The following is a 24581-nucleotide window of genomic DNA, read 5'->3' as shown; positions in this document are numbered from 1 at the left end:
AATCTCCGGCGGCAGATGAATTTTCGGGGGACCATTGCGATACAGATGTGACAGACATAAGCGTTTCCGGTATAAGCAGCGTCGATTAAGGATTGATCAATCACGATCATTGAACATTCAAGGAGTGAAGTGTTCATGTTCCAGCAAAAGCTGTCAACTTTTCTGCGCCCTCAGGTTTACAGGGTGGCCAAATGGCTCGACGAATGTGTCGGCCAGTTTGAGGCAGGATTCAACCGACCATTGCGCCGCTGTCTACTATGCGGGTCTGGAGAAGCCGGTGATCAAGCCTTGTGTACAGGGTGCTTCGATGATCTCCCCAGGGTGCGCTCACCCTGCTCGATCTGTGGTGGCAACGTTGGCAGTGCACGCCTCCTGCACCCCGACCTGACGTCAGCAGTTTCACCTGCGCTCATTTGTGGCCAATGTATTCGGGTCCCGCCGGTTTATGACAAGGCGCGCTGCGGACTAGAATACGAATTCCCGGCTGATGAGCTCATCCGTAGCATCAAGTACCGCGCCGCTCTCCACTGGATACCACCACTCACATGCAGCGTGTCAAGCGAACTCGACATACTGCTCGACGGCTGTCAGTCAGAGCAGGTGCGACTCATCCCTGTCCCACTTCATCGCAGCAAAGCTTGTCACCGTGGGTTCAACCAGGCGGCTGCTATCGCGCGCGCACTTGCCGTGCCCAAACGTCTACGGGTGGAGCACCGTCTGTTGCTTCGAGCCAGAGCGACCCGTCCGCAGGCCGCCCTTGCACCTGAGAGCCGTCGAGAAAATATGCGCGAAGCATTCATCGTGGATGCGCAACGGCTTCGAGACCTTCGCTCGATAAAAGCAGTGACCACCCTCGTTCTGATCGATGACGTTATGACTACTGGAGCCACGGCTGATGAATGTGCGCGAGCACTTAAGGCAGTCGAACCGAGTCTGACGATTCTAGTCTTCGCCTTGGCACGAAAGAGCCAGTGCTGATGGCTATCCCTATCGGTATTCTTCCAGCAGCCGAAACTGAATACCACTGGCCTGCAGCCGGTTCAGCATCGGCTCCCCCAAAGCCATGACCGGTGTCACCACCCCATAGACCTTTGGCAGACGTCGAGCATCCTGTACAAGGCAGAGGCCGGTTTCAGCGAGCATCTTGGCCGTCTCGTCATAACCCGGGTCCCTGCCGGATACGCTGGTGAGTACCTCACGCGCTTCGGCCGCCTTCCCTTCGAGGTTCAACTCGCCCTTGAAGACGACTTCAAACCATGATTTCGCGCGGCGATAATCCGAGGGGCCATCGTGACCGGCCTTTGAGAGCAACCATTCGCGTGTCGTCTTGAACTGCGCAAGTGTGAATACGCCACCGAGGAAGGCAGCGCCGCCGACTATTCTCAGCAGGCTTTCCACCTTCACGTAGTGTCCGTAAGTGAACCGACCCCCATAGCGCGGATCGTTAGCTGCCGATCGCAAGACGATTTGTGGATCTATGGTCGGAAATGGACAGGCCCAGGCCTTTAGCACATCCCGCTTTGATAGCTTTGGCAGCATTGGCCTTATCGCCCGGGCGGCATTGGGCTGATCAAGGTCACTACGCTGCAGTAGGTAAGATTTCACACGGGAGAACGCATGTATGGCCGAAGCCAGCGTACCGCCGGAGAGCCTACCACTGGCACTGACAAAACCTTCAACGGCTACATTACTGGTCTTGATCGCTTCATCTGAGAGCCCACGGGTGAGTTGTTGCACCGTATAGAAGACACCAAAATCATGCGGAATGGAGTCGAAACCACAGCAGTTTATGATCTTGACTTTTTGCGCTTTGGCCGCCTCATCGCATCGAATACGGAGTCCATCGACGAACTCCGGCTCTCCGGTAATGTCTGCATAATGCGCACCGGCTTCGATGCAGGCCTTTACCAGCAGCTCTCCATGATGCACGAAAGGCCCTGCCGTGCTCAGCAGCACTCTGGCCGCAGATGCCATTTCCGCCAGCTCACCTGGCTTTTTGGCATCTGCTTTGATCATGCCGATCTGATCACTCAGGGCGGGATTGATAGAGACCAGGCGCCGTTGCAGGCGCTTCAGCTTCTGCCTGCTGCGTCCGGCGATCGCGAAGCGAAAATTGGCGGAGAAGCTTGCGCGAGCGAGGTACTCGGCAGTGAGCTGACCAGTGAATCCCGTTGCGCCAAAAAGTACGATGTCGAACCGTGTAGATGCTATCATTTAATCCTTGTCCTGGTGTGCCAAGCCGTTTCGCGCAACGTACCTCCTGGAGCAAGTCAGCCCAGGCTCTCGGTTTTCAGCCATTGTATGCAATCACTGATACGCCTAAGGTTTTCATTTATTAGCTAATTTTCTTGCTAATGCCGCCAGGAATCAGGTCATGACCGACACAAGCACACCCATCACGCCGAATGAGGCCCGCTCCGGAGAAGCCATGTCTGATAAAAAGCAGTTTGCCATCGTGATGCTACTGGCCGCCATGTTTATTGCCTGGATACTCAGCGACAGTATTCATTCGACGGCACTCAACGAGCGCTTGCTCGAGGACAAGACACTCCAGGCCTACCCCTACCCATTCAGGGTGCTGGAAGAGCATGACGGAGTCGTGACCATGAGCACCCTCCACGGCGAAACGGTGTCGCTGACTCAGGGCCTCCGAACTGTATTTCCCGCGTTGCAGGACGTCAAGGAAGATTCGCCCGAGATGATCGAAGCTCAAAAGCAGTTCGCGAGCATGCAGGCCCGCGCGCAACAGATCATGATCGAGCACGAAGACATTGATGCCGTGCAGTGGGTGGTGGATGAGAGCTGGTTAAGATTGAATAAGTACGATTTGCCGGTGACGTTGCGGTAAGCGAGGGCATCACCAATCAGGTTAAATAACAAACAAAGCGCTTGATTTTTGACCTCCTCGAAATTACTATTCGCGTCGCTGTCAGGGAGACAGCGCAGCCCGGCGAATGAACTGTTCCACAGGATGTGGATCACATAGCCTCCAGCCAAGTCTTCCTCCAGCACTCCCGTCCAGGATGGACATAATCGCTCAAGGAGGACGCATGCGCGCGTTCAGTTTCACTTCATTCGTTTCTCGAAAAAAGTCACTCGGTCAGGGCATGACGGAGTACATCATCATCGTTGCACTTATCGCTGTGTCCGCCATCGGCGTCTATGGCATGTTCGGCTCTGCGGTTCGAAATCAGGTTGCTGGTATGGCAGCTGAGATTGGCGGTCAGTCAGGCAACCCTGCGACTGGTCGGGCCAATCAGGCAGGCAAGGATGCTCTCACAATCTCTTCCGACAACGATCGAGCCAACCTGTCGAACTACGACAAGGGTGCGACCTCAGCCATCAAGTAGGTTTCAGCCCGATCCTCACGTTAGGTTTTCAGCCAGGTAGTCGAACTACCTTAGTTAAGGAATTCGAAGATGCGACGTTTGAAAAGGATTTCAGACAGCAGTACGCAGCAAGGGAATGTGCTCTTTTTCTCGACACTATTCATGGCAGCCGTCTGCCTGGCTTTTTTACAGATCTACGATACCGGCAAGATCAGTCTCGAAAAGACGAGACTACAGAATATTGCTGACTCAGCAGCCTATAGTGCGGCTGTGTTGCAGGCTCGTGAGCTCAATTTTCACAGCTACATGAACCGGGCGATGGTGGTTAACCAAGCGGCCATCGGGCAGATGGTGGCTATCAGCTCGTACATGCAAGTCGCTCAGCAGAGCCAAAGAAATGCAAATCTCGTGCTTGATAAGCTTCCGGTGATCGGGCCCTTTTTCAAGGCTGCCGAAATCGGGCTTGGCACCATCAATATGGGCACTCAGATAGCGGCGTCTTCGACGACCTTTCTGCTCGACACCCTTATCGGGCTATTCAGCAAGGCATCTTTAGCCTGGCATGCATCGACCACTGTACAGCTGGCCGAATCGATTCCTACTTTGGTAAAGGACAACGATCCCGCTGCAGAAATCAATGTAGCCAGTGCTTTCTATATGGCAAAGGATCTGGTCGCCTTCAATAATTTCACACGCCGCTGGGACGTCGAAGATACTGAAATCGGATCAGCATCACCCAAGGATCGAGCTGAAGCGAAAAGACAATTCGACAGCTTCAGGAATCTGGTCCTCGCCAGCCGCGATGAATTCGTCAAGAAGCGATCGAACACCTTTTTTAACGCGCCTCTCATCGAGATGGTTCAGCGTGGTGGTACTGAGTTTGGCAAAGTGCCGGGCAAGACGAACCCTTACTACAGCTGGTCTGCAGTCGATACCTTGAGCGTTCATACGCGAGACCTGGACGACATCTTCGACGATGATTGGAGTGAGGCGCTGCCAGTCGCCTGGGGCAGACAGGCGACCCATCATGAGACGGCATTCAAGTGGAGTTCGGTTAGTTCAAATGGATGGAACAAGGCTGCCAGAACCAACGCCTATGCCTGGGAAGCGAATCGGGTACGCGATGCAGCGGGAGAAAATTTCCTCGAAGGGAAGCGCAACACACCAGAACACATCGCGCACTACAAAGTCGGCGAAGGCCGTAACAATGGCTTTGGCATGCCCGCTCCCGGCGTAACCAATGGCGCAAACGTCGAGGGTCTGAGGAACTTCCATCAACTTCGTAAGCCTACCGAGGAAGAGTCCCAGACCGGCATCAGCGGGAGCCCTGTTTTCAGAGTACTCATTCAGAAACCGCTGATTGCGATCAGTGACAGCAGTCGAAACGATACGCTCGTACGTCAGGACGGGAAGCTCGCCCTACGCACGGCCGACGCCAGAACTGCTGCACTGGGAAATATGCACGCAACCGCTGCCGCGAGAGCAGTTTATGAACGCTCGGGGGATCTTTGGCGAAGAGCGGACAATCGCTACGAACTCGCAAATTTGTACAACCCCTTCTGGTATCCACGTCTGGCGGAATTCGACGGCAAGACTGCCTTGGCGGCTGGAATCATGGCACTTGATTCGGTGGAAAAATAATGAAGATCTTATTGAAACCATCAGCTCCGGGTCAGGCACTAACCGAGATACTCATCGTCAGTAGTCTGGTATTTGTACCCATGATGTTCGCACTGCCCTTACTCGCGAAATATCTCGATAGCCGCCATAAGGTCGAGCAGGCCGCACGGCACGCGGTCTGGGAGCGTACCGTGTGGAGCGAGACGAACTCAGCCTATGCGCAGAACACTGCCGTTCGCTCCGATGCGCAACTGCTCGATCGCACCGATCGACTCGTGTTCGCGCATGAGCGGGCACCGGTCGGTGTTATCGCGCCTGAGGGTAACAGCTCAGAATCGAAGGGCCCCGGTGAAGAATCCAGAAGCTTCATGCAATTCATCCCCGCTACACAATTCTCGGCTCAAGCGGGTGTGGCGGAAGCATCGAGCGGGCAGGTGTCGATTTTGCTGCCAGGCGGCGCGCAGGAGGAACGGCAGCTACAGAGTCTGACGCGTGTGGGCGGCTCATTGGGTGGCATAGGCAGCGCAGCGACTGATCTTATTGGAGACATTTTCGAAAGGACCAGTTTCAAACTCGACACCAATGGATACGTGAAGTACCAGACGCAGGTGAATCTTCGCCCGCTTCCCTGGTACAAGGGCATGGATTCAGCAGGTCTTCCAGAGGCAGGACTGATTTACACAGGCAGCCTTGGCATGTTGACGAACGGGTGGCAAGCCGCCGGCCCAACGGAACAGGGCCGACAGCTTGCGCACCTCAATCCGACTGGCAAGCTTGGCGACAGTGACTTTGTTCCCAAGCTACTCGAAGTCGCATCCTGGACACCCTGGACGGAGGAGTTCAGGGAGCTGAAGCTCGGTCACTCCAACATTAACGCACTGCCAGTGAACCTGTTGAAACCTTACGCGGTGACTAAATGAAGAAAAGTCTCAAAATCCAGTGGCTATGTCTCATGGGATGGTTGATTGGAAGCGGATCAGCACTGGCTGACGATATGTGGCCAGAGATCGAATTCCCGCCTGAGGCAAAGGTTGAATTGATTGCCGAGGAAAGCTGGGTGACAGGTATGTTGCCGATGCGGATCTATCAGGTAACTGGCAGTAGAAAGGACAAGAGGATTTTCGAGTGGTTCGCAGCCGAGTGGCTGAAAACTGGAAGCCACTGCTTGTCGGATTCAGAACCGTTAAAGACCTTGAACGCTCTCGAGGCTGACTCAGCAAAGAAGGCAAATGTTCTGAGCTGCGTAATCGATGATCATATCGTGGTTGGTCAGTTTTCAAGCGGCTTGCAAGAGTCGGCCTTGATCTCGATAAGTGCGCCTGCTCGTGCAGTGCAACGCCCTGCTTCGCCCACGGTGAAAGCCCTGCAGTCTTACACCGGCGGAAAGATAATGAGCTATGAATACAGCAACTTCGGCATCAAGCAGGCGACTACCTTGGCGATCGAGACCCGCGGCCAGCCGGACTTCGTGGTAGAGAGTCTCTCAGGCGCCTTGCTCAGGAACGATTGGCGAGTGGAACGCCTAGGAGGTTTACCAGGTTCTGGACACATGGGGAGGGAGCTGGTGGCTGTGCTGAGGCACGAGCGGATACTGGTATCGGTTCAGGCAATTGATAACACACGGAGTGGTGTCGTTGTAGTCATTGAAACGGAGGGCGGACAATGACGAGCTCCCTGATTTTTCGTCAGCTACGCGGTTCTATTGGTGTCGAGTACCTGGTCTGCCTCCTCATGCTGGTAGCCATCCTGTTCACGCCACTTGGTGATAACGGACTCCCTTCACCAGGCGGCAAAACGGTCGGGGAACGGCTCGTGGAGAGCATCAGAGCGAATCACAATGCCTGGGTGTATGCGATGTCGATGCCCGATGCGCAATAGCCGTTAATTGATTCGGCGTTAAACAATCGAAATTTCACATGGAGGTGAATTTCATGAAAGGTGTTCTGAAATCATGGGTGATGATTATCGTCGCCCTCATCGTCGGTGGTCTGGCGGTCTATCTTTCAGCCAGCTATCTGGATGCCAAGGAAGAGTCGCTCACTGCCCGCCTGAAAGCGCAGTTCGCAACAACGGTCGAAATCCTGGTAGCGTCACAGGATATCGAGGCCGGTGCTTTCGCATCCGCTGGTAATCTGGCAGTGGCTTCCGCAGATCCAGAGTTTCTGCCGGCCGACATACTCACACCGGCCGAATTCGAGTCAGTTAAAGCGCTGGAGATCATGCAGGCGATTCCCGCCGGCAAACCCTTGCTCAGAAGCTATCTCGGCAGCGAAATTGCCTACACGTTTTCCGAGCTTATTCCGGTCGGTTTCCGACCCGTGACTATCAGAGTCGATGAGAACTCCTCGAACGAGCGGATGATAGAAGTTGGTGATCGGGTAGATCTTCTCAAAGCCCCATCAGAGTCTGAAGGCACTCAGCTGCGACTTGTTGCGGAAAACATCGAAGTTGTTGCAACCGGCGCAATGCGCAGCGCCTCGAAGGACGCCTCGAAAGGTCAGGTGGCAGGAACAGATGATCGACAACACTACTCTACGATCACAGTTCTCCTCGAAGTAGCGAAAGCTTCAGAAATCATGTTCGCGCAAAAGGACGAAAGTCTCATCACCTTACTGCGAAACAGAGGGGACAATAGCTCACTGGCCAATCAGCTTGGTAGCTATGGTAAGAGCAGATCGATCACCGTGTATACCAAGAGCGGGACGGCTTCAGGCTCTCTTACCGGAAAGAATGTCTCACTGTCAGCACATTGAACCTAAACCAGCTCTAAGCACGAAGCAATTAATCTCGGCAAACCCGGCGGAATGGATTCCGCCGCACACGATTGACGTCATATTAAAGGATGTACTATGGCGATTTACCTTCACGATACGCCTGCAGGTGTTCCTGCGCCGGCGTTTTACCCCAGTTCTGAAAGAAAATCAGTTGCATTTGCACTGATCATCACGCTGTCTACCCTGCTGACGCTTTTGAGCGTTCCTGCAGCTGCGGCTGATCGGTTTCCCATCCATCGCACCGATGCTGTCAGTTTGCATCTCGGCAAGGTTGAGACGCTTCGAATCAAGGATATCGAACGCGTTGCGGTGGGGAATGACGACATAGTTTCTACCAGTCTCCTCGAAAATGACGAGCTTCTGATCATCCCGCAAAAGGCTGGAGACACTGAAATCGTTATTTGGCAAACAGGTAATCGAAAACAGCTGGTTCGCATACAGGTTCGCGCCGAAAATCCTGACAAGCTTGCGCGTCAGGTTCGAGCACGTCTAACGCCTTTCCCCGCTCTTAAGGTAAGCGTCAGGGAAAGTCTCGTATTCGTTACCGGGCAGCTAAAGAGCGCCAAGGACCTTGAGCGTATCCAGACGCTGCTCGGCAAGGAACTGATGCAACAGGTCGTACTGCAGCTGGATGTGGACAGTGTGGCGGTCGTCCGATCAGCGCTCAAGCACATCACGACACTGCACGTCGAATCTTCCGACGATGGCATACGGCTGACTGGGTCATACGCACCTGAGTTCAAGAACACGCTCGAGACCGTTCTCCAGCGCTACCCCCAGGTGATCAATCTGGCTCAGATCGATCTGGCCAAGATGAAGTCGATGATCCTAATCGACGTGAAAATTCTGGAGCTGCGCAAGCGGAATCTTGAGCAGCTCGGTGTTCGCTGGGACAGCTCCATTGCCGGTCCTTCTGCTGCAATTGCTGCCACTGGTACCGTGAATCCGTTTTTCAGATCTGCAGTGGACTCCAATGGTGCCGCCCAGATCGCCGCCGCAATCCCGGTCGATGACACGAACTTCCATAGTTCAGTAGGACTGCTGACCAATGTGGGCTCAAGAATAGACCTGATGGAAGAAGCTGGCGAAGCCAGAATGCTGGCCAGACCCATGCTCAGCGCAAGAGACGGTGCCGTGGCAACGTTCCACTCTGGCGGTGAACTCCCCTACCCGATCGTTGACCCAGACACCGGCAAAATCGCTGTAAGCTTTCGAAGTTACGGCGTAAAACTCAACGTGCTGCCACAGCTGAGCTACGAAGGCAAGATCATGGTTGAGGTCAATGCCGAAGTCAGTTCCATAGATAGCTCGATAAACATCAACGGGGTGCCAGGCCTAATCTCCAAGTCGGTTTCATCCACCATCAATGCAATGGACGGCGAGACAATCGTGATGTCCGGGCTTCTGGCAAACACAGAGGCCGAGAGCATCAGTAAAGTACCGCTCCTGGGCGACCTGCCCTTGATAGGCGCGCTATTCAGAACGACCAACACTGAGAACGAAGGCCGTGAACTGGCGATATTCCTTACGCCAAGAATCAAATTTCTCGACTACAGCGGTGAAGGCGCCTCTTCGGAGACACCGATTACCGAGCTCGAGAAATTGGGTGAGCGAGTGAGTGAAAAGACCGCCGATATGGACTGGGTTTCCAGAAGGATTCAGGACTGATGATTACAATTGTTGTGCGTGACCGCAACGGCGGATTCATTGAAAGAAGCAGTTGTGCGTCCATGCGATGCAGCGTCGGCAAGAGCACATCCAACTCGCTTGTGCTGAAAGGCTGGTCGGTACAGAAGGAACACTGTGTGATCGAAGTCGTCGGCACAGGCGCTCAGGTTGCGCCGGTTAATCAGTCGGTAGTTCGATTGAATGGACGGCGTATCGACGCTGTGCAGCCTGTGAATCGCGAAGACGTCATACAGATTGCCCAGCATTGTCTCTCCGTCGATTGGCTTGTCGAGACTGACGCTACTTGCGCCGCCACTGAGGGCGATACAGCCAGTGCCGACTACTTGCACACTGCCGAAACGACGAGCCCGGTTATGTCAGCACTGCCGTTGAATTCGGCGCCAGAGCTTGCCGAGAACAGCAATACAGCAGAGATGCGTCGTCTTCAGATTCAGGTCCACCACGACCTGATCCGATATCTGGAGCGCCGAAGAATCGACGTCAATACGCTGCCCGAAGAAGACCTGTGGCGGCAAGCGCCGGAGTGGATCGCAGAAGTCATCAATAAGATGGATGCGCTACCAACCTCGATCGATCGACACGCTCTGGAAAAGAGAGTGCTTGATGAAGCGCTCGGGCTTGGCCCGCTAGAGATCCTGCTGAAAGACAGTGCGGTCACGGAAATTATGGTGAATGCACACGATCAGATCTTTTTTGAAAAGTCCGGTCGACTTCATCGGTCGACAGTCGAGTTCTCTGACAAGCAGGCAGTTATCTCGGCTATCGAGCGCATCGTTGCGCCTCTGGGGCGCAGGATCGATGAGTCCTCGCCGATGGTCGACGCCAGGCTGAAAGATGGCTCCCGGGTGAATGCTGTTATACCACCCCTAGCCCTCAAAGGTCCGTGCATCACGATCAGGAAGTTCCCGGAACACAATCTGACTGCAGCGCAGCTTTGTGAGTTTGGCAGTATGAATCAGGCCATGGCTGATTTCCTGAATCTGATTGTCAGAGAAAAACAGAATGTGGTGATATCTGGCGGCACCGGCTCTGGAAAAACAACGCTGCTCAATGTGCTGTCAGCAGCGATTCCGTCCAGAGAAAGAATCGTGACAGTAGAGGATGCGGCGGAACTCAGACTGACTCAGCCAAATCTCGTATCGCTTGAAGCGCGACCCTCCAATCAGGAAGGCAAAGGTGCTGTCACCATACGTGATCTGGTGCGCAATTGTCTGCGCATGCGGCCAGATCGGATAGTCGTCGGAGAATGTCGAGGTGGTGAAGCCCTGGACATGCTTCAGGCGATGAACACTGGACACGACGGCTCGTTGACAACTGCTCATGCCAATACGCCGCGAGATTGCCTCTCCAGAATGGAGGTCATGGTGATGATGGCAGACATGGGCATGCCCATTCAGGCGATCAGGGAGCAGATTTGCTCTGCCGTCAGCTACATCGTTCAGCAAACTCGGTACGCCTGTGGTAGCCGCAAGGTTACCTCGATTAGTGAGGTTTGCGGTATTGAGCAGGGCGTCGTTCAGCTCGCGGAGATTTTCCGCTTTCAACCGACGGGCTATGACGCGGATGGCAGGGTTCAGGGCCACTTCGTAGCGACTGGAATCATTCCCGAAATATGTGATCAGCTGAGACGCCGTGGCGTCAGCGTTGACATGGGCTGGTTCGACAACAGTGGCGTCGCGGCATGATGCTTACACTTATCGTGGCGTTATTTTCTGCGAGTGCACTTCTGCTGACTTTAGCACTCGGCAACAAGATCCAGTTTGCCATAACCATGCTTCACAGCAGAACGCGGAAACTTGGCGCAGAATCTGGCACGCCGGGCTCGATCGTGCAGTCGCTTTGGTTGGAACCGGCTGTCCGGGCAGTGGTCGGATTCATGCTCATCCTTATCTTGCTCACAGTCGATTTCCCAGTGCCTTTAGCCATTTTGGCTGGTGTTGCCGTGCTTGTCCTCCCAGTTGCCATAAAGGCCCACGCCCGTATCAAGCGCATGCAAGCACTGCAGGCACAGCTGCCGGACGTGATTCTGGGCGTTTCGAGTGTGCTCGCCTCGGGCTCCAGTCTCATGACCGCCCTTGAACTCTGCTGTAAGGAAAGCATGCAGCCTTCGAGAGAAGAGTTTTCCAGACTTCTAGGCGATTTGCGGATGGGCATCCCGCTCGAACAGGCGATTTGCGACTTCGAAAAGCGCAATGCTTGCGAAGCCGTAACGCTGCTTTCAACCGGCATTCTAATCAACAAGGAGGTCGGGGGAAATCTCGGCATCATGTTGGGCAACCTTGCGGAGACACTCCGGCGGAAACGCGAGATGGAAGGCAAGATCAAGGCCTTGACCTCACAAGGGCGAATGCAGGGTTGGGTGATGGCGGGACTGCCATTCCTGATTGCATTTGCTGTCTACCATCTCGAGCCGCAGGCTATGTCCAGGCTATGGACCGACCCGTGGGGATGGTTGGTGCTCGGCGTCGCCACCATACTGCTTGCGATGGGCGGCATGATCATCCGCAAGATTGTGATGATCGATATCTAAACCCGAACATTTTCATGGAAGATTCTTCAATGTTAAGCACCAGCTTCATCATCAGTCTTTTTGTGCTCAGCGCCTGTCTGCTGGCCTGGGGCCTCTGGCGCCTCGCAACCTGGATGAGAGCCCAGCACAGGGACTACATGGACCCACTGCCGCGACTGCTGCGGCTGATCTGGCCCTTAGTCGCCGCGCTAGAGCCCTTGGCTGATTTATTCATACCACAACGTCTGCATCAGCGTCTCGAGCAGCAGCTGCTGGCCTCTGGCATGAGCTTCCTACTCACCTCGGCAGAATATATAAGTCTGCACGTGGTTTCGGCCCTGCTTAGCACTGGCATTGGCTGGGTCTGTCTTGCAACCGTAGGCTACGACACCTCGGCGTCAAGCATTCTACTCCTGTTGATTGTGGGTCTGGTGTTCCCGCAGCTGAGCGTTCGAGATATGCGCCTGAAGCGTGAAAAAGCGCTGATAAGAGCTTTGCCTGTGCTCGTCGACTATCTCGTCATGACACTTGAAGCTGGTCTGAATTTCTCAGGCGCCTTACAGCAGGCCGTAGCCAAGGGACCTGATGGCCCCTTGAGGAATGAATTTGCGCGTGTACTTCGGGATATACGGGCTGGCAAAAGTAAGGCAGAAGCTCTGCGGGAACTGGCATCACGAAACCAGGTAAAGGAGCTCAACCTTCTCGTGAACGCAATCGTGCAGGCTGAGCAAAGTGGCTCGAGCCTTTCCGGCACTCTGAGTATTCAGGCGGAACAGCGGCGCAGCGAACGATTTCAGCGTGCTGAAAAACTGGCACTTCAGGCTCCGGTGAAGCTCGTTTTTCCGCTTGTTGCCTTCATTTTCCCCATTACATTCATCTTGTTGGGCTTCCCCATCGTCATGAAATTCATGTATGAACTCTAAGACTATCGGCTTGCGGTTCCCGAAAGTTGGCAAGCCCGAGAGACGGGAGATCGAGACGTTCATCGCAGCGTCATTTTTTCAGCGCTTACGTGGACTCCTCGGCCGAAAGAGCCTCGGTGAGTTTCAGGGGCTGCTCCTCGAGGAGTGCAATTCGGTGCACACCATCGGCATGCGGTTTGCGATAGACATCATTTTTCTGAGTGCCGATTTTCGTATCGTTGAGATACACAGCGCGGTTGCAGGCTTCAGTTTCCGACGCTGTAAAGCAGCTACCCATACGCTTGAGCTGGCGGCCGGCCAAGGTCAGTTACTGCGCTGGACGGTGGGGGACGCTCTGAAGCTGCACCAGAAGAGCACTGACGAAAAAATTCATTGTGAAAAGGAATTCGCGATATGAGTTGCTACTTCTTGAGATCGGTAAGGCTTAGCGGCCATGCATCGGCTTCGTGTGCGCACATAGTTCTAGTGCTGCTCATGCTGAGCGTTACAAGTGCCTGCACACATTTGCAGACGAGTTCGGGCGCCAGTGCAGACATGAGCAGCAGCGAGCGTATCGATGAAGCTGACAGGCTTTACAGTCGCGGACACTATAGCGAGGCACATGAGGCCTATCTAGACATAACCCGCGATTACCCTTCGTTCAGTTACGCTTGGTTCAAGCTGGGCAATACCAGTATAAAGACGGGCCACGCCGATTTGTCGGTCGCCTGTTATGAACGAGCAATCAGTCTCGACGGTAACGATCAGCGCTACTGGTATAACCTGTCCCTTGCGCACCTGCAGCTAGCGAAACAGCGTGCCCAGGCGGCGCTTCAACGAAATCCACAGGCTGACAACTCGCAGCTCATACAACTGATAGCCCAGATCGATGCGGCGGGTCAGTTGTGAAGGCTTCCATTCGACCAGCTTTAAGCAGACATTTTCAACACGGCGTCTCAATGGTGGAAACGCTATTCGTTCTGCCTGTGTTGTTAGTCTTCATACTAGGCATTATTGAGTTCAGCTACGCGTATCGAGCCAAGTCGACACTTAATCATGCAGCGATGGCTGTGGCCCGGACTGGCAGCATCACCAATGCATGCAAGCCTGCGATGGACCGGCAAATTATACTGTCGATGGTACCGTTATTCATGGATGCAGATCGGTCCCCGCTGCAGCTCAGCGTCAACGCGCTTACGCCCGACCTGGTGAACAGAATCAATATCGCCACCCAGCTTGATATTATCAGCCCGACGCTAAAGATCTTCGATGCGTTTAAACAGGATCTCATGCTCAGTGCTGGGCAGATTGGTGATTGCGGCGATAAAAGCCTGAAACCGATGAAGTTGAATACGGTTATTCCCAATGACAACCTCCGCTTCAGGACGAGTGCCACAAAAGTTATCGATGGCCGACACGTCAGTATTCAGGATGCAAATCTGCTCAAGATCAAGCTCAGATATTGCCATGAGCTTGTAACGCCGGTGCTGGACCGCGCCATCGAGCTTGCTCAGCGTCTCATCCCAGATTCGTTCTTTGGGGCGGAGCGGCGGGTTTTCCTTACGGCTTGCACTAACGGCGGCGGCACAATGAATCCCGCTGCGCCCTTCCAGCGGCGCTTCGTTGTATTGACCGCTGATGCGATTGTGCACATGCAGACGCCAGTAATGGGTCGATTCCTCGACCAATAGTTTCCATCACCATCAGTTGAAAAGGAGTTCCTGATGTTCAAGTTCGATTTCAGTACCGCGAGCGCTTCCGGTATTACCCGTAGATCCAGCACAAGCGCACCAGTGGGCATCCGATGGTCGCAGGCACTAATCGCTCTGCTCATTGGTGCAGCTGGTGCTGCGGAGGGGGCAGGCTCAACCACACCATTCTTTTACGACCTGCTCTCGCCACAGCTCAGGTTGGATAGCAATTCGTCGAAAGCCGCTGGCCTGACCATCTTTGAACAGTCGCGCAAGGTCGCTTCGCCACTCACCTTTCCTATGGCACCGTTTGTAGAACCACCAATTCAGGATGTGGCCTCGAATGAAGTTGCAACAAGTGAGCGGCAAAGTGACTCTGAGGCGCGGCTTTTCGACAGCGTAACCGTTTTGTTCGATGCGGCTGAAGAGACGGGTATTCATGAAGTGCTTGCTGGTGCGCTTTCTGAAATTACGGCGCGTGGCGCGACTGTCACGGCGTCATGTTCCGACGCTGCATGCGGTGATACCCAGCGCTGGAGTGAGCGATTCAAATTATATGGATCAGGCTCGAATGAGCAGCAGGCTTATCATCGTTTAGCGATTTCAGCGTCCAGCACCGGCGAGCAGCAATTCGTATCAGATATATTCGAGATATACGCCACACGCCTAGGTTGTTGCGTTCGGCTGGCTGTGAGCCACCACAAGCCCAATGTCAATCAGTATCAAATTCAGGAGAACGGCAATCTGGATCCTTTGGCCTTTGCCTCTAAACCATTTTCAGTCTATTTCAAGCATGGAGAAGACCGCTTTCCGACAAGTCGGACGCATGCCTTAGCGGAGCAAATAGAGTCGCTGCGATCTTGCAGTAGAAATCGGCCGATCCTTCTCGAGGGGCATAGCGACTCAACCGGCTCCCGAGCAGCCAATCGTGCTTTATCTGAACGCCGCCTGGCTAGTGTGCAAGCCGCCTTGCTGGCAGCCGGGGTCCCCGAGGAATGTCTGCTAACTGCCGCGTATGGAGATGCCTCGCCTGACAGTGCGTCGGCTGCAGAGCAGCGCAAAGTTGTCGTACGGATGCTCTCTTCTGGATGGAATGGCATAGCTGCGGTTCCGCCCCCTACAATCCCCGAAGCTCAAACCGGACAGCAGAGAAATCCGCCCGGAGCGCCTCTATAGCGACCACTCGGCTTGCTGCTACCGGAAGGGAGAGCCCGTGCGCAACGCCATCGAGTGCGTGAAGGATGATGCTTGCACACCTGTATGGAGTAAGCCAATTGCCGACTTGTTCCCGTCGCATCCGCACAGGATACTGCGTTCTTCCACGATGGCGCATTTGGCCCCATCAATCAGCAGGACGTACACAATGTCATCACCTCCACTGCCGGTGCCTTCGCCTGTTGGCCTCAAGGAGGCCTTCTGGTACTGGTTGAAGCTCGGCTTCATCAGCTTTGGCGGGCCAGCCGGTCAGATCGCCATCATGCATACCGACCTCGTGGAAAAGCGACGGTGGATTTCAGAACAGCGTTTTCTGCACGCGCTGAACTACTGCATGCTGCTGCCCGGTCCGGAGGCGACACAATTGGCGATTTATATCGGCTGGCTGCTGCATCGCACCTGGGGCGGCATCCTGGCCGGGGTGCTGTTCGTGCTGCCATCGCTCCTGTTGCTCTGCCTGTTGGCCTGGGTGTACCTGGTGTATGGCGACGCGCCAGTGATCAGCGGCATTTTGTATGGCATCAAGCCCGCTGTGGTGGCTATCGTGCTTGCGGCGGCCTGGCGGATTGGCTCGCGAACGCTCAAGAACGGCTGGCTCATTGCTATTGCAGTGGCGGCTTTCCTGGCAATTACGGTGCTATCTGTTCCATTCCCGGCCATCGTAGCGCTCGCAGCAGTGCTTGGTCTGATTGGCGGGCGGCTACTCCCCGGGCGCTTCCGGCTTGGCATGACACACGGCGGCAGCGCAAAGACAAGTTATGGTCCCGCGTTGATTGATGACCACACGCCTACACCACCGCATGCCATCTTCTCCTGGCGCCGCTTGATGATAATCAGCGGCGTCGGTGTGCTGCTCGGCGTTCTCATACTCGGTGCGCTGGCAGCCATTCTCGGTAAGGACCAGACGCTGGTGATAATGGGCTGGTTCTTCACCAAGGCAGCCTTGCTGACCTTCGGTGGGGCATATGCTGTGCTGCCCTATGTGTACCAGGGGGCAGTCGAGTCCTACGCCTGGGTCACGGCGCCGCAAATGATCGACGGGCTGGCACTGGGTGAAACTACACCCGGTCCACTGATCATGATCGTGGCCTTTGTAGGCTTCGTCGGCGGCTGGACAAAGGAGATCTTTGGCAGCGAGAGCCTCATGCTTGGTGCGATGGCAGGCGCTGGTGTGGCAACCTTCTTCACCTTTCTCCCCTCATTTTTATTCATTCTCGCTGGTGGGCCGCTCGTGGAATCGACGCGCGACAACATCAAACTCACTGCCCCGCTCACTGCAATTTCGGCAGCGGTCGTTGGCGTGATCGCAAGTTTGGCGGTATTCTTTGGGCAGCATGTGTTCAGCCCGAATGGCGAATGGATCTCACTGGACTGGTTGGCGATTACCATTGCAGCCGCAGCACTGGTAGCCTTGGTTCGTTTCCAGGTGGGTACGATAAGACTGATTGCGATAAGCGCCCTGCTCGGGCTGCTGGCGTCGCTGCTGGGCCTTGCTCAAGGGTAGAATTTCGCGACAGGAGATCTATTGGAAGCCGCCACGCTGTTACGGCGCGACGGCCTTCAGGAAGCGCCCTTCATAGGGGTCAAGTGCGACGCTGAAGTTGCCATTGGAGGCAGGCTCTTCACGACCGCTCTGCAGGTCTAACAGCTGTGTTGCCGGGGTGGATGTCAGCAGTGCACCAGCAGAAAAACTTACGTTCTTGACCGAGCCGGACAGGTTTACCAGATAGGCAATCCTGTCTGAACCGTCGCTCTTCAACACTGCAAACACCCGGCCACCTGATAAAGTGGTGTCATCAACGGTCAGCGCTGTAGCCGTTCCCCGATAGAGAGCCGGCTCCTGACTTCGAAGAATGTTCAACTCCCCGACGGCCCCCTTCAATGCGAGCGCTTCAGCGTATTGAGAATCGGACAAATCGATATTCACCCCGTCTACACGAGCCTGTGTCCGGCTGACGAAGTCATCACAGGTGCCTTCGTTGAGACCGATACCGCCGTCGAGCCCGCAATCCACACGCGTGTCAAAACCGTCGAGTTCAGCGCCTAACTCCTCGTTGTAGTACAGGCTGCTGGGGCCACTGTAGGCAGCCTGCGTTTCGAATGCAGCCCCGATTCGCTGCCAGTATTCCGCGTCTACCGGCTCGGAGAGGTTACCGCGTTGTAGCAGGTCCCCCAGTCGAACGCGTTCGTGGTTGGTGAGGAAATTAGTGGGCACAGCGAAGTCCGGGTACTGAAAGCTACCCTCTTCAATGCCGAAGCCAATCCGCAGGTTCTCTGCGTTGGGTGCGCCCAGCCCGGACTCATCGATCGCAAAACTTTGCACCAGCGCATTACGCAGCGGGATATCAAAGGCTGAGCACAGACCAGGCTGATCAGCATCACCGTACAAGGCCGCGCTCAGCGATGCTCGATTGGCTTCATAGACGTCCCCGACGACAAAGCCAAGAGACTTGGCCGGCGTACCTGCAAATTCGTAATCGGTGCGGTCGGCGGCGACTTCGACAGCCCGGCGAATCTCGCCGAGTGCCCCAACGGGAATCTGATCAGCTCTGTCCAGGCGCCAGCCATCGATGCCGAACTCTGTAATCCAGTAGCTGGCAACCGCCTGGAAGAATTCGAGATCCTGCGGGTAAACCGCCCTGCGGCTGAATTCGCCTTCGACCGCACCGGTTGTGGACACACTCAGTCCCCCCGGGCTCGGATAAGCTGCCGCATTATTCTTGAAGTGGCCGAACGCGCCGTCGAGGAAAATATAAATACCGCGCTCGTGCGCAGCATCGACGAGCTGACGCAGCTGATCGGGCGAACCGAAGTTCGGGTCGACATTGAAATAGTTGCTGGCGAAATAGCCAGTCGCATCGCGACGATCGACGAAAAAGCTCTGACCGGGCATGGCAACTGACTCGAAGACTGGCGAGAGCGAAATCGCGTTGACGCCTAGCGACTCGATGTAGTCCAGCGAATCGATTACGCCCTGTAGATCACCCCGATGGTCACTGCTGCCCAAACCAGTGTTGTAATTGGCGGTCGTATCGCCATCAACGAAAGCCTCAAGAACAACCTGGTACATCCGTAGGTCACGTACTGAGGCGTAGCGTTCCGCGTCACAAGCATAAGCTCTATAGATCTCGGCCCCATCACGGTTGCCGATGCTTCCAGAGCCCTGAATGTCACTACCGCCACCGCAGGCCACGATTCCAAGGCCCATAGCGGCAACGATGGCTGCGCGTAAGGCAAGCTTGGTTGGAAATCGGGCTACTCGCATGCTGGGCTCCAGGGACTGGCTGCTGAGTTCGCGCTGCTTATCAACACGATAGACCCAGTCTAACTGATAATTAACAAAGGCTCACGCATGAACGTGCAGGCCTGCAGCCGCATCTACTTTTGCAGATCCTTCGGTATCTTGAAGTCACGAACTTTCCAGGGTTTGTCACCGCGACCCTTTCTGAATTCGCGCAACTGGAATACATAAGCCAGCACTTGGGCAACTGCGAGGTAGAGACCGCTGGGTATCTCCTTGCCCACCTCGGTATGATAGTAGATGGAACGCGCCAGTGGGGGGCTCGAGACAATTTCTATCTTGTGCTGTGCAGCTATCTCTCGAATTCGAGCCGCCGCAAAATCTCCGCCTTTGGCCAGCAGTATTGGCGCGTTGTCGCCATTACTATCGTATTTCAAGGCCACCGCAAAGTGCGTTGGGTTGGTAATGATAACGTCGGCCTTCGGCACGTCCTGCATCATGCGTCTGCTGGCAGCTTCCATTTGCGCTTCGCGAATGCGGCGCTTTACCTCGGGCTTACCCTCAGTGTCCTTATACTCGTCCTTGACCTCCTGCATGGTCATCTTGAGATTCTTGTTGTTGTCGTATAGCTGGAACGGAACATCGACAATCGCAATCAGGATGGTGGAGCAGCCAAGCGCGAAGAAGGCCCAGGCGACGATTTCGAGTGCATCCTTCATGCCTGCAACAGGATCCTCCCGCCCCAACAGGACGAGCGCGTCAATCGAGTTACTGATGATCAGCCAGCCCACGGTACCGATAGTGGCCGACTTGGCAAGCGCCTTTACCAGCTCCATCAATGACTTCATGGAAAACATGCGCTTGATACCGGAGATCGGATTGATCCGGCTACCCTTGAACGCCAGTGCCTTCACCGAAAACATCCAGCCGCCGAGGGCTATTGGACCTGCGATGGCTGCTATCAATAACACGCCGAGAAGCGGCGCCGTAGCTACTGCCGCGCGTTCAGCCTGCAGGCCGAGCAGACTGAACATGGCACTGGTGTCGAACAGCATTTCACGGTCGAGCGTGAATGACTCGGTGAAAGCCTGCACCATGGTTGTAATGAGGAAGCTGCCGAACATGAGGATGCCACCGCAGCCCGCGAACAGCACAGCAAAAGTTGCCAATTCGCGGGAACGCGGAAGCTGACCCTCCTCCCGGGCCTTCTCTATCTTCCGTTGGGTGGGTTCCTCGGTTTTTTCCTGACTGCTGTCATTTTCAGACATGCGCGAAGGCTCTCGTCGTCAAATCAGCGCTCATCATTTGGCCTGGATGAACTCGTTCATGAATTCGAATGTCTGTTCGCTCAACAGTTGGAACTGCGGCAGCACTTCGCCGAAGGTTGCCCAGATGGCAACGAGGCCGAACAGCACCGTCATCGGAAAGCCGATGGAAAAGATATTCATCTGAGGCGCGGCTCTGGTCATCACACCAAATGACAGGTTCACCAGCAGCAAAGCCGTCACCGAAGGCAGCGCAATCATCATTGCGGCAGAAAACATCCAGCTTACCCTGCTGGCGAGCAACCAGAAGGCTGAGCCACTCAGGCTGCCTGCTTCAATCGGCATGACAGTAAAGCTGTGGACCAGCGCCTCAAACAGTACGAGGTGGCCGTTCATCGCCAAAAACAACAGCGTGACCATCATCAGGTAGAACTGGCTCACAGCGGCTACCGTGATGCCGTTGGCCGGATCGACCATGGCGGCGAAGCCGAGGCCCATCTGCATGGCCATGACCTGACCTGCGACTACGAAGACCTGGAACAACACCGTAACCGCATAGCCCATCGCCATGCCGATAATGACCTGGTACATGACCAGCAGCATGGCCTGCATCGAAGTCGGATCAAGCGCCGGAGCCTCGGGCAAGGTCGGCACGACCGCTACTGTAATGGCGAGCGCCAGGCTGAGGCGCACGCGGGCGTTGACAAAGTTGGCACCGAATATCGGCACGATCATCAGAAAGCTGGCGATACGGAATAACGGCCAGAGATACTGGCCAATCATCTGCCCGATTTCAGCTTCGGAGAAGGTAAACATGCTAGCCGATCAGCGTCGGTAAGCTGGTAATCAGGGTGGTCGAGTAGTCCATCAACTGTCCCAGCAGAGAGGGACCCGCCCAGATGATGACCAGCAGCGTAATGATCAGACGCGGCAGGAAGCTGAGCGTCTGCTCGTTGATCTGCGTCGCGGCCTGGAAGGTACTCACAATCAAACCAACGACAAGACTGGGGACCACGATGATCGTGACCATCTTGACGATGAGCCACAAGGCCTCGCCGTAGATATCGAGCACTACCTCTGGTGTCATCATATGCCGTAACTCGCTGCAAGTGTGCCCATGATAAGCGCCCAGCCGTCGACCAGCACAAAGAGCATGATCTTGAAGGGCAAACTGATGATGAGCGGGCTGAGCATCATCATACCCATCGCCATCAGCACGCTGGCTACGACCATGTCGATTATGAGGAAAGGTATGAAGATCATGAAGCCCATCTGGAATGCGGTCTTTAGCTCGCTGGTCACGAAGGCCGGTAGCAGGATGTTCAGCGGCACGTCGTCGGGGTTATCGAAAGTCTGATCTTCACGTGCCAGGCGGATGAAGAGATCGAGATCACTCTCCCGGGTCTGCGCCAGCATGAAGGTCTTGAATGGTTTTACACCTTCGACAAAGGCATCCTGAATACTCAGTTCTTCGTTGAGATATGGTTGCAGCGCCTTCTCGTTGGCTACATTGAAAACGGGCGTCATGATGAAGAAGGTAAGAAAAAGCGTGAGGCCGACAATGATCTGGTTCGATGGTGTCTGCTGCAGACCAAGCGCCTGCCTGAGAATGGAAAATACGATGATGATGCGGGTGAACGAGGTCATCATCATGACAAAGGCAGGGATGAAGGTCAGCGCCGTCATCACCAGCAGGATTTGCAGGGTTACAGAGTAACTCTGGGTACCGTCAGGATTGGTAGTGAGATTGACGGCGGGCAGTCCGTCGATGGCAGCATGACCAACCGAGCTCCAGGTACCGGCAATCAGTGCGAGAATGATCAGCACGATTGTCAGGGGACCGTTCCATAAGCGGTCAGCTCTTGCTGGAGCTTCCTGGGTGGCGGCCTGATAGGGCTTCCGGGTCGTCCTGCTGCTCGTCGGCAGCTTGCGTGTCGTTGTCGTGGCGCTTCGCATCGGCAATGCTTTTCTCTTGAGTTGGCTTCTTCAGCAAACTCTGCAATTTCCTGGCAAACTCACTATTTTCAACTGACACATCAATGGGTTGCTCAAGCTCCAGCAGCTTATTTATCTGCTGCGCCGTAATGCCGACAAGTATTTGACGCTCCCCCACCTGCACCACCGCGATCCGCTCACGTGAACCAAGCGAAATCGCCGCGACAATCTTCAACTGCCGATTCTGCATACCAGGACCGCCGGAAAACCGACGCATCATCCAGCCCACCGCCACGATCAGCACGATGATCAGCGCGAGCGAAAAGATGATTTCCAGTGATTGTGAGGCAGGCGTTTCCATACGGCTCTATTTCAGCTTCTTGATGCGTTCGGAGGGGCTGATAACGTCGGTCAGACGGATGCCGAACTTCTCATTCACCATCACCACTTCGCCATGGGCGATGAGTGTGCCGTTGACCAGCACGTTGAGTGGCTCACCGGCCAGGCGATCGAGCTCGATAACCGAACCCTGGTTCAGCTGCAAAAGATTGCGGATGGCAATTTCGGTGCTGCCGACTTCCATCGAGATGGTGACCGGAATATCGAGAATGACTTCCAGATCCGGTGTGCCGGTCGACGGTGGTGCACTGGTCTCGAAGCTTTCGAATGAGGCGGTCTGAATATTGCCGAGCTCGGCACTGTTCTTGATGCCATCCTTGGATTTACCTTTGCCCACGTCAGCCTTCTCAGCCTCGGCCATGGCAGCCGCCCACTCGTCTTCTACGCTACCCTCGCCCTCAGATTGCTGCTCCATGGCGGCGGCCCATTCATCGGCCATCGCCTGATCATCGACCTTCTCGCCGTCTACGTCGTTTTTGGGCTTGTCTTTGTCTGCCACTCTTGCTCCTTGCCACGATTATTGGATTCGCGGTTGACGCGTCCGGTCAGCTTATAGGCCAGGTTGCCGTTCATCTGTCCGAGTCTTGCCTTGTAAATGGGGATGCCATTTGCCTGTATGGTGATGTCTTCTTCCAGTTCTATGGGAATGACATCGCCCTTCTTCAGGCTCTTCAGGGCCCGAAGTGAAATTTTCTTTTTAACGATGGTGGCATTGATCGGGATCTTCGCATCCAGAATGTCCGTCTGCAGCGAATTGATCCAGCGATCATCCACGTCATCGATATCGCTCTGCATGCCAGCATCGAGCACTTCCCGCAGCGGTTCGATCATCGCATAGGGCATCGCCACATTGAGCGTACCGCCACCACCATCGAGCTCGATATGAAAGGTACTGACCACGACGACTTCGCTCGGGCTCACGATATTGGCCATTGCCGGGTTGACCTCGGAGCCGATGTAGTCGAAATCGACCTTCATCACGGCATTCCAGGCTTCCTTCATATCGATGAAAACCTGTTGCAGCACCATCTGTACGATACGAATTTCAGTTGGCGTGAATTCGCGGCCCTCGATCTTGGCATGTCGGCCGTCGCCACCGAAAAAGTTGTCGACCAGCTTGAATACGAGCTTGGCATCGAGAATGAACAGCGAAGTACCACGCAAGGGTCTTATCTTGACCAGATTGAGACTGGTGGGTACGTAGAGCGTGTGGACATACTCGCCGAACTTCATGATCTGCACACCGCCTGATGACACATCAGCAGCGCGCCTGAGAAAATTGAACAGGCTGATACGGGTGTAGCGCGCAAAACGTTCGTTGATCATTTCGAGCGTCGGCATCCGCCCACGGACGATTCGATCCTGGCTGGTCAGATCATAACTGCGAATGCCATCGGTGGTGGTATCGTCTTCGGTATCGATGTCGCCATCGTCCACCCCGTGAAGCAGCGCATCGATTTCATCCTGGGATAATAAATCCTGCATGGCTTACTGCAGCACCAGGTTCATGAACAGCACCTGCTCCACTTCACCTTCCACGGCCTCGTTTTTCAGCACAGTGTTGATGACCTCTTTGGACGTAGACAGTATGGCCAATCGGCCACTGTCGGTTTGCATCTGTTCGAAATCCATTTTGCCAAGTTCACTAATAAGACGGTTGCGGATCGTAGGCATGTGCAAGGTGACTGCATCGAGTACTGACTGACTTCTTGCCATGACACTGAAGGTCACCTGCATGAATCGGTCACGATTCTTGTAACTATAAGTCGTGATGATCGGCTCGCCGAGCGGCTGATACAGCGCTGGCAATTTTACCGCCTCGGCGGGCTCCTCCTCAGAGGGCTCTCCCCCAAGGAGGAAAAACGCCGCCCCGCCACCGATGAGCAACGCCAGAACGACGATGCCGATGATCACAAACAGTTTCTTCTTCGACTTCGCGCCTGTTTCTGCTGCTTCGGCTTCAGCCATGCTTTTCCACGCTCATTCTGTTCTGTAGTGCGAGTTTCATGCAG

General features: G+C 54.9%; 27 protein-coding genes. 17 read left to right on the top strand and 10 right to left on the bottom strand.

The genetic code is table 11. From position 1 onward, the window contains the following. The first annotated feature begins 135 nt into the window (after positions 1–135). On the top strand, positions 136–978 hold the full coding sequence (locus ACH3PB_RS01175) for a ComF family protein (protein WP_416397638.1): 843 nt from the start codon (positions 136–138) through the stop codon (positions 976–978). A 9-nt stretch (positions 979–987) separates the two neighbouring features. Here the strand turns inward: ACH3PB_RS01175 and ACH3PB_RS01170 are convergent, their stop codons facing one another. Beyond that, positions 988–2214 (bottom strand): saccharopine dehydrogenase family protein, encoded by a 1227-nt coding sequence (locus ACH3PB_RS01170; RefSeq protein ID WP_416397637.1) that lies wholly within the window; start codon positions 2212–2214, stop codon positions 988–990. A 160-nt stretch (positions 2215–2374) separates the two neighbouring features. Here ACH3PB_RS01170 and ACH3PB_RS01165 point away from each other — a divergent pair, with 160 nt between their 5' ends. The 16 genes from ACH3PB_RS01165 to chrA all read left to right on the top strand — a co-directional run bounded on the left by ACH3PB_RS01165 (position 2375) and on the right by chrA (position 17233). Then, positions 2375–2848, top strand: a complete 474-nt coding sequence (locus tag ACH3PB_RS01165; RefSeq protein WP_416397636.1) for a hypothetical protein — start codon at positions 2375–2377, stop codon at positions 2846–2848. A 202-nt stretch (positions 2849–3050) separates the two neighbouring features. Next, positions 3051–3350, top strand: coding sequence for a Flp family type IVb pilin (locus ACH3PB_RS01160; protein ID WP_416397635.1), 300 nt, complete (start codon positions 3051–3053; stop codon positions 3348–3350). Positions 3351–3419: 69 nt separating this feature from the next. Then, complete coding sequence (locus tag ACH3PB_RS01155) at positions 3420–4970, top strand: Tad domain-containing protein (RefSeq protein ID WP_416397634.1); 1551 nt, start codon at positions 3420–3422, stop codon at positions 4968–4970. Further along, complete coding sequence (locus ACH3PB_RS01150; protein WP_416397633.1) at positions 4970–5869, top strand: hypothetical protein; 900 nt, start codon at positions 4970–4972, stop codon at positions 5867–5869. The genes ACH3PB_RS01155 and ACH3PB_RS01150 overlap by 1 nt, the downstream gene beginning before the upstream one ends. Positions 5870–5901: 32 nt before the next feature. Next, positions 5902–6615 (top strand): hypothetical protein, encoded by a 714-nt coding sequence (locus ACH3PB_RS01145; RefSeq protein ID WP_416397632.1) that lies wholly within the window; start codon positions 5902–5904, stop codon positions 6613–6615. After that, positions 6612–6827 (top strand): hypothetical protein, encoded by a 216-nt coding sequence (locus ACH3PB_RS01140; RefSeq protein WP_416397631.1) that lies wholly within the window; start codon positions 6612–6614, stop codon positions 6825–6827. Before ACH3PB_RS01145 ends, ACH3PB_RS01140 begins: the two co-directional genes overlap by 4 nt. Before the next feature lie 53 nt (positions 6828–6880). Continuing rightward, a complete protein-coding gene (gene cpaB / locus ACH3PB_RS01135) occupies positions 6881–7702 on the top strand; it encodes a Flp pilus assembly protein CpaB (protein WP_416397630.1) in 822 nt (273 codons plus the stop codon). A gap of 96 nt (positions 7703–7798) precedes the next feature. After that, positions 7799–9391, top strand: a complete 1593-nt coding sequence (locus ACH3PB_RS01130) for a type II and III secretion system protein family protein (RefSeq protein ID WP_416397629.1) — start codon at positions 7799–7801, stop codon at positions 9389–9391. Next, positions 9391–11097, top strand: coding sequence for an ATPase, T2SS/T4P/T4SS family (locus ACH3PB_RS01125; protein ID WP_416397628.1), 1707 nt, complete (start codon positions 9391–9393; stop codon positions 11095–11097). Before ACH3PB_RS01130 ends, ACH3PB_RS01125 begins: the two co-directional genes overlap by 1 nt. Further along, complete coding sequence (locus ACH3PB_RS01120) at positions 11094–11942, top strand: type II secretion system F family protein (RefSeq protein ID WP_416397627.1); 849 nt, start codon at positions 11094–11096, stop codon at positions 11940–11942. The genes ACH3PB_RS01125 and ACH3PB_RS01120 overlap by 4 nt, the downstream gene beginning before the upstream one ends. Positions 11943–11971: 29 nt before the next feature. After that, positions 11972–12844, top strand: coding sequence for a type II secretion system F family protein (locus tag ACH3PB_RS01115; protein ID WP_416397626.1), 873 nt, complete (start codon positions 11972–11974; stop codon positions 12842–12844). After that, a complete protein-coding gene (locus ACH3PB_RS01110; protein ID WP_416397625.1) occupies positions 12834–13241 on the top strand; it encodes a DUF192 domain-containing protein in 408 nt (135 codons plus the stop codon). Before ACH3PB_RS01115 ends, ACH3PB_RS01110 begins: the two co-directional genes overlap by 11 nt. 77 nt (positions 13242–13318) lie before the next feature. Further along, complete coding sequence (locus tag ACH3PB_RS01105; RefSeq protein WP_416397624.1) at positions 13319–13732, top strand: tetratricopeptide repeat protein; 414 nt, start codon at positions 13319–13321, stop codon at positions 13730–13732. A 50-nt stretch (positions 13733–13782) separates the two neighbouring features. Then, complete coding sequence (locus ACH3PB_RS01100) at positions 13783–14514, top strand: TadE/TadG family type IV pilus assembly protein (RefSeq protein WP_416397623.1); 732 nt, start codon at positions 13783–13785, stop codon at positions 14512–14514. A 33-nt stretch (positions 14515–14547) separates the two neighbouring features. Further along, on the top strand, positions 14548–15690 hold the full coding sequence (locus ACH3PB_RS01095) for an OmpA family protein (RefSeq protein ID WP_416397622.1): 1143 nt from the start codon (positions 14548–14550) through the stop codon (positions 15688–15690). A 187-nt stretch (positions 15691–15877) separates the two neighbouring features. Beyond that, the gene (chrA, locus tag ACH3PB_RS01090; protein WP_416397621.1) at positions 15878–17233 is read left to right on the top strand and encodes a chromate efflux transporter; all 1356 of its coding nucleotides are present in this window, start codon (positions 15878–15880) and stop codon (positions 17231–17233) included. Between the two features lie 39 nt (positions 17234–17272). Here the strand turns inward: chrA and ACH3PB_RS01085 are convergent, their stop codons facing one another. The 9 genes from ACH3PB_RS01085 to ACH3PB_RS01045 form a co-directional block, all read right to left on the bottom strand. Then, positions 17273–18994 (bottom strand): alpha-amylase family glycosyl hydrolase, encoded by a 1722-nt coding sequence (locus tag ACH3PB_RS01085; RefSeq protein WP_416397620.1) that lies wholly within the window; start codon positions 18992–18994, stop codon positions 17273–17275. 113 nt (positions 18995–19107) lie between these two features. Continuing rightward, positions 19108–20238: a flagellar biosynthesis protein FlhB gene (flhB, locus tag ACH3PB_RS01080; protein WP_416397619.1), complete on the bottom strand. Its 1131-nt coding sequence runs from the start codon at positions 20236–20238 to the stop codon at positions 19108–19110. Between the two features lie 33 nt (positions 20239–20271). Next, the gene (fliR, locus tag ACH3PB_RS01075) at positions 20272–21051 is read right to left on the bottom strand and encodes a flagellar biosynthetic protein FliR (protein WP_416397618.1); all 780 of its coding nucleotides are present in this window, start codon (positions 21049–21051) and stop codon (positions 20272–20274) included. A gap of 1 nt (position 21052) precedes the next feature. Continuing rightward, complete coding sequence (gene fliQ, locus ACH3PB_RS01070; protein WP_416399498.1) at positions 21053–21322, bottom strand: flagellar biosynthesis protein FliQ; 270 nt, start codon at positions 21320–21322, stop codon at positions 21053–21055. Beyond that, on the bottom strand, positions 21322–22071 hold the full coding sequence (fliP, locus tag ACH3PB_RS01065) for a flagellar type III secretion system pore protein FliP (protein WP_416399497.1): 750 nt from the start codon (positions 22069–22071) through the stop codon (positions 21322–21324). Before fliP ends, fliQ begins: the two co-directional genes overlap by 1 nt. 19 nt (positions 22072–22090) lie before the next feature. Beyond that, positions 22091–22531 carry a flagellar biosynthetic protein FliO gene (gene fliO, locus ACH3PB_RS01060; RefSeq protein WP_416397617.1) on the bottom strand — a complete coding sequence of 147 codons (441 nt, stop codon included), beginning with the start codon at positions 22529–22531 and terminating at the stop codon, positions 22091–22093. Positions 22532–22537: 6 nt separating this feature from the next. Continuing rightward, positions 22538–23008: a flagellar motor switch protein FliN gene (gene fliN, locus ACH3PB_RS01055; RefSeq protein ID WP_416399496.1), complete on the bottom strand. Its 471-nt coding sequence runs from the start codon at positions 23006–23008 to the stop codon at positions 22538–22540. A 26-nt stretch (positions 23009–23034) separates the two neighbouring features. Then, a complete protein-coding gene (fliM, locus tag ACH3PB_RS01050) occupies positions 23035–24054 on the bottom strand; it encodes a flagellar motor switch protein FliM (RefSeq protein WP_416397616.1) in 1020 nt (339 codons plus the stop codon). A 3-nt stretch (positions 24055–24057) separates the two neighbouring features. Continuing rightward, positions 24058–24537, bottom strand: a complete 480-nt coding sequence (locus ACH3PB_RS01045) for a flagellar basal body-associated FliL family protein (protein ID WP_416397615.1) — start codon at positions 24535–24537, stop codon at positions 24058–24060. Positions 24538–24581 lie beyond the last annotated feature (44 nt).

The sequence above is a fragment of the Allohahella sp. A8 genome (assembly GCF_047946665.1).
Taxonomy (GTDB): domain Bacteria; phylum Pseudomonadota; class Gammaproteobacteria; order Pseudomonadales; family Oleiphilaceae; genus Allohahella.
The sequence above is the reverse complement of the archived record's forward strand: the minus strand, read 5'-3'. Positions and strand labels throughout refer to the sequence as shown.